Origin of the sequence: Neoroseomonas eburnea, assembly GCF_018129005.1 — a bacterium.
Lineage (GTDB): Bacteria > Pseudomonadota > Alphaproteobacteria > Acetobacterales > Acetobacteraceae > Neoroseomonas > Neoroseomonas eburnea.
In genome coordinates this window covers 1-1536 of the sequence record NZ_JAAEDL010000078.1, presented here as the reverse complement: position 1 = coordinate 1536, position 1536 = coordinate 1, and the positions used below count along the sequence as shown (strand labels likewise).

Sequence of the window (1536 nt, the reverse complement as noted above, 5' to 3'; positions counted from 1 at the left end):
GAGGGGCTCTGCCCCATAGGCGCGAATCTGATCCGCTTGCATCGGCTCGGGGCGGTGTGATTCTGGGTGTGGATGACACGCCGCCACCTATGTGATGCCCGCTGGTCTTCGCTGCTGCGTCATGTCTCCGGGCTGGTTGATCTGGATGGGACGGCGCGGCGCTTCGGCGCTGTGCAGCGCGTGCGCAGGCTGGGTCGGGCGGAGGATCTGCTGCGGCTTGCGCTGCTCTACGGCCCCGGTGGTCTGTCGCTGCGCGGCAGCGCCGAGGCGGCCTGTGCGCTCGGCATGGCCGAGACGCTGAGCGGCAAGGCGGTGCTCGGGCGGCTGCGGCGGATGGGCGACTGGCTGGATCACATCCTGCGCGCGCTGCTCGATGACATCGGTGTCGCGCTGGGGGGCGAACTCGCGCTGGTCGATGGCACGCTGGTCTATTCCTGCGGCCCCGGCCGGCCCGGCTTTCGCGTCCACGCCCTGTATGAACCAGCACTCGGGCGCTTCACCGATTTCCGCGTGACCACCGATCGCGTGCGCGAGGCGGCGACGAACACTCGCCTGGCACCCGCGCGCACCATGCTGTTCGACCGCGGCTTCGCCCGCGTGCGCGACATCGCCGCCGTGCTCGGGGCCGGCTCCGACATGGTCACCCGCATCGGCTGGCGCTCGATGAAGCTGTTCGACCAGGCGGCACAGCGCCTTGACGTGATGGCGCTGCTGCCCAGCGGCGATGCGCCATGCGAGCGGCAGGTGCACATCGCAGGCGTGGCGGCCCCGCTGCGCCTGGTGGTGCAGCGCCTGCCGCCGGCGCAGGCGGCGAGCCAGGCGAGGCGCACACGCCGGCGCGCCAGCAAGAACTGCCAGCGGCCGGATGCGCGGACCGAACGTGCGGCAGGCTACCTGATGCTGCTGACCTCGCTGCCGGCCGAGCGGGCCGATGCGGCGCAGGTGGTGGACCTCTATCGCGCGCGCTGGCAGGTGGAACTCGGCTTCAAGCGGCTCAAGAGTTTGGGCGCGCTGGACAGCCTGCGCGCCGCCAATCCGGCCCTGGCGCGAACATGGCTGTTGGCGCACTCGATCGCCGCCGTGCTGACGGAAGAACTGGCCAGCCGCCTGGCCGGCTTTTCCCCCCAGCGCCGCAGCATCGAACAGGCGCCGGCGCAACTCATCAGCGCCTGAGCCAGCAACCGCCGCTCGCCTACTCTGGGCCGCATGGCGGCACGCATGGCTCTGCATTCAGCACGCCATCCGCCCACCGCCAACCCTGTCGCAGCGCACCTCCCGCCGATGGCGCCGCATCATGGCCGAGGCCCATCGACCGCGACCTTCCCAGGCGCAATCACTCCGCCCATAGCACCGTATCTTCGCGCCTATGGGGCGGCGCCCCTCTCGGAACCTCACCCCGCCAGGGTGCGGTGCACCCCGGACCGGCCGCTACCTGGTGCCGGGCAGATTGCCGCGCCGGCGCGGGGAAGTACGCTGCGGCCACGACGCCCGGAAGGAAATCCGGCCTTCGAGCGTGGCGCTTCCTTGGTTGCCGCG

The 1536-nt window shown here is 71.4% G+C and carries 1 protein-coding gene; it reads left to right on the top strand.

Features of this window, described 5'->3' with window-relative positions:
- Positions 1-72 precede the first annotated feature (72 nt).
- Positions 73-1173: a transposase gene (locus tag GXW74_RS27710; RefSeq protein ID WP_211850159.1), complete on the top strand. Its 1101-nt coding sequence runs from the start codon at positions 73-75 to the stop codon at positions 1171-1173.
- The last annotated feature ends 363 nt before the right edge of the window (positions 1174-1536 follow it).

Coding starts and splice junctions, on each gene's coding strand:
- GXW74_RS27710 (WP_211850159.1), top strand. CDS start 73: ATGACACGCCGCCACCTATGTGATGCCCGCTGGTCTTCGCTGCTGCGT.